The sequence below is a fragment of the Thauera sp. ZXT1-4 genome (assembly GCF_052598215.2).
The window spans coordinates 1-3,552 of sequence record NZ_JBQWSN020000068.1; the positions used below are offsets into that span (position 1 = coordinate 1).

3 protein-coding genes are annotated in these 3,552 nt (G+C 62.1%); 1 reads left to right on the forward strand and 2 read right to left on the reverse strand.

All coding sequences use genetic code 11. The features are described from left to right. Positions 1–419: 419 nt before the first annotated feature. On the forward strand, positions 420–1,085 hold the full coding sequence (locus tag ACUH78_RS18825) for a hypothetical protein (protein ID WP_094267733.1): 666 nt from the start codon (positions 420–422) through the stop codon (positions 1,083–1,085). 7 nt (positions 1,086–1,092) lie between these two features. On the opposite strand, the gene ACUH78_RS18830 is transcribed toward ACUH78_RS18825, so the two are convergent. Both ACUH78_RS18830 and ACUH78_RS18835 read right to left on the reverse strand, forming a co-directional pair. Further along, positions 1,093–1,956 (reverse strand): phage integrase N-terminal domain-containing protein, encoded by an 864-nt coding sequence (locus ACUH78_RS18830; RefSeq protein WP_094267734.1) that lies wholly within the window; start codon positions 1,954–1,956, stop codon positions 1,093–1,095. A gap of 810 nt (positions 1,957–2,766) precedes the next feature. Continuing rightward, positions 2,767–3,459: a hypothetical protein gene (locus ACUH78_RS18835; RefSeq protein ID WP_445334407.1), complete on the reverse strand. Its 693-nt coding sequence runs from the start codon at positions 3,457–3,459 to the stop codon at positions 2,767–2,769. Positions 3,460–3,552 lie beyond the last annotated feature (93 nt).

Here is a 3,552-nt window from a genome sequence, read left to right on the forward strand (position 1 = left end):
CTCGGATATCTCAAGGCGCGCTGTTTAGCAACGACGCCGCTGGGTGAGCGCTTACGTTTTCTGGTGGTTGTGGTGAACAGCAGCACTGTCGGAACAGGCGAGTCCTGCAGCGGAATAAGGCCGATAACAATCATGATCCGCGTGATCGATTGAACGCTTGGCCCCCGCTGCGCGAACTACAGATTGGCCAGGGCAAGAAAGCCCACAACAGGCCGGATATACGAATGCAACCGCGCTGACGACAGGTGCAAAAGCAATGCTTTGCTCACTACTTGTGGGGAGAGTCCATATACGCGTTTGTTACCTGGGTCAATAACCCACTTGTACAAAGTGCCGTTATTTCCCCACTTGTGGGCGCCATATTGGGGCTGCTATTTGGCGGATTCAACAACACCCCTTCGCCTGCGGCACCTGTCACAGTGCAGCAGACCGTTATCACCTTCAGGCAAACGGTCGTGGTGAATCAAGGCCGGGGAACATCCTCTTCTTCGGACGACGTGTGGGCTTACCTTGGCGCACTATTTCTGGTCGTGGCCGTTGTCATCTGGGGATATAGCCGTTACGCCAGTGACATCCTGCACTATTGGCTGAGTGGGGTGTTTTCCTGCACGGCGTTTATCCTGGCAGCTGGTTTGGCCTCTGCCATCCGGGGGCAATACAACAGCGCGGAATGGGGCTGGTACATCTTCACGCCCCTGGTTGCCGTGGGCGCCTCCATCTACCTGACCGAACTGGCGCAAGCAGGCATTATTGCCGGCGCCCGTGAGGCGGCTTTCCGCTACGGGATCATTGATTACTATTTTGATGTACTGGAGGACGAGCACCGGATCTGGATACTGTCTCAGCTCTTCGGGGTCGTGATGGGGATCGGCGCAACGCTTGCTGCGGCACTCCGATCGCTACATTACCTCGCCCTGATGAACCAGCGGGCCAGCGGCACGCTGTCCTCGCTCTGGTTTGCCCTGGCCCGGTACACCCGGTTTTCCGCTCGTATCAGCGGTGTCGTGCTGCTGATCATGCTGCTCGGTGCGGCCTACTTCATGCTCTCGGGCCAGGCGTATGAACTGTGGATGCGACGAGGCTAGCCGGCGACTAGCGCCCCACATACAGCGTGACGATCTGGGGCCGTTCATGGCCGAGTTCATGGCTGATAATCTGGCGAGCCTGCGCATCGACCTGGCGCTGGGCCGGGGTCAGGTCGCGCGCCGTCGGCCCGCCCGCAGCCGGCGCCTGCCAGCCGGTCAGTGCCTCATATCTTGCCTGGGCATACTGATGACGTAGGCCGTGCATATTGCTCAGTCCTGCCGCCTTGCACTGGCCGTCATACACGTGCTGCTGCTGGATATAGGACTTGTGCGCCGGGATCAGCGAACCGGCGCCCGCCAGCGTCCGGGCCGCATCGAGCACCGTCCGTTGCTGCGGCGTGGTGATGGGCACACTGCGTGGTTTACCGCCCTTCGTCCATGATCCTTTTAGCGCTATGTGGTCGCCCCGGTCTGCCCAGGCCGGCTGGAACTTGATGCACTCCTGGCGGCGCAGCCCGAAGGCGGCCTGTAGGCGCAGGCTCATCTGCACATGCGCATCGCGGATGGCCTCCAGGCGCTCGTCCAGGGTCTGTGCCTTACTCTGGTTGGTGCTGTACTGGCGCTCAGGAATGCCGAGCTGGCGGTTGTCGGCAGGCAGAAGCCCCCCTTTGCCGATCTTCTCGGCCCACCAGCGCAGATGGCTCAGGCGGTTTTTCAGGGTGCCGGTCGACAGCCCCTGTGCCTGCCACTGGTTGAGCAGCGCATCGACGTGCTTGCCCTTGAGCGAGCGAGCCTGCATCTGGTTGAACCCCGCGTCACGCAACTGGCGGGCCATCAGCGTCAGGGAGCGCTGCCGGTCGGCCTGTGTGGCGAAGCTGCCGTCACGGTTGCGTCGGCACAGCTGTTTCAGCGTCCAGGTCAAATCATCCACCGCCTGCCTCCTGTGTCCTGGGTGTAGCGTCATGCTGAGAACTTGATCGGTTAGTGTTATTGCCAACTCGCTATGGCGAGATCCCCGAAGGGCGAAGGGTCTGGGTGCTCAGCACACCCGTTGCCTCGGTATGAGGCGTCCGCCTTGCTTCCTGTGGGAAGACCGGGCAGCCAGTCATGGTGCGTAGTGCATGGATAAACCTCCTGTGGATGGGATAAGGGACAGCTCCCGGCTGATGACGACAGCGGGCATGGGACAAACAGGCAGCAGGACGCTGCGGCGGATGGGACGACGCCGGATGGCTTGATGAGAACGGTGGCTCACCCTGTTGCAGGGCGGCGCGCGAACGAGCCTGGCGCACCTGGGGTGGCTTCATCCTTGCGGACAGGCACTTGCAGAAGCCGGTGCCTTTGGGGTGGCCGGATGGGTACGGCCCGCGCAATGACGGCGCATGGAAACTGCGCCAGCATGTCCGGCGTTGTACCTGCCGGTAGGTCACTGCCGGGACAGTATCGCCCGGCCATCATCATGTGCGACAGAGACAATGCGATGCTGCGCCAGCCCGTATTGTTGCTGCAGTTCGCCGTGTCGTCACTGCGGTGTGCAGTGACGACCCGGCAGCCGTACGTTGCCCGATCTGGCGCAGGCAATGAGCGTTCATGTGACCGCCGTCTTGCTCGGTTAGTCGCGGCGCGGGGCCTGTTCCCGATGGCTGTGCCACTGACGCGGCCTGCGGCCTTGTCGGCTGCCCGACCCGTCAGGCCATCAGGCCGCCCTGCCTGGTCAGGCAGCGCCAGGGTTTGCGCCTGCTCATGCTGGATCAGGCTGCCACCCTTTGTCCTGCATGAGCCGGGCGGCAAGCTCACTGGCATCCGTGGGCTTGCCCAGCATGCTGCGAATGTTGGCGAGGTGTGCCCTGACGACTTCCGGGGCTGCGGGCTTGAACGCGGGGGACGGTGGTGCAGTCGGCTGAGTGGCGACCACGGCGGGCTTTGCCGGGGCGGGAGGGCTGGCAGGCTGACGCAGCCTGCGACCCGCCCAAAAACGGAATTCTCCGGCCAGTACCCGCTTGATCAACCCGAAGAAATAGGCGATGGCATTGCGTACCACGCCGCTCTGACTGCGGGCCTGCAATTCATCGAGGACATCCTGACGCTGTTGCTCAGGCAACTGACGCAGCGCCGCCTGAATATCCTGTTGCTGCCTGGGCTTGACGCCGATCAGGCAGGGTGGCAACTGCACGGAACTGGATTTTTCGTTTTCGCCCGCGCAGTACGTACTTTTTTTATACTTATACAAACTATACGTAGGCGCAGAATCCTGAATGGTCTGCCGGGCGCGATGGTTCTGTGGCAGAACGGCCATTGGATTGGCGGATGCGTTGGCTGGTTCTTCCGGGGCGTCGGTATCCGCAGGTTGAGGCTGCCCGGTCGCCGTCGATGCCGGTGGCGGCGGATCGTTATGATCGTCGTCAGCGACAGGGCCGGGCTTTTCATCCGTCATCGTGGCCTGGATGTGGCTGGCTACCCGTGATACCTGATTCCTGAATCCGTGTTGTCTTCAGCGCGTACCCGCTCCGCGAGCCCCAGCGCATGA

Bases quoted from the DNA above. Each gene is read 5' to 3' on its own strand.
- ACUH78_RS18835 (WP_445334407.1), bottom strand. From the start codon at position 3,459: ATGACGGATGAAAAGCCCGGCCCTGTCGCTGACGACGATCATAACGAT.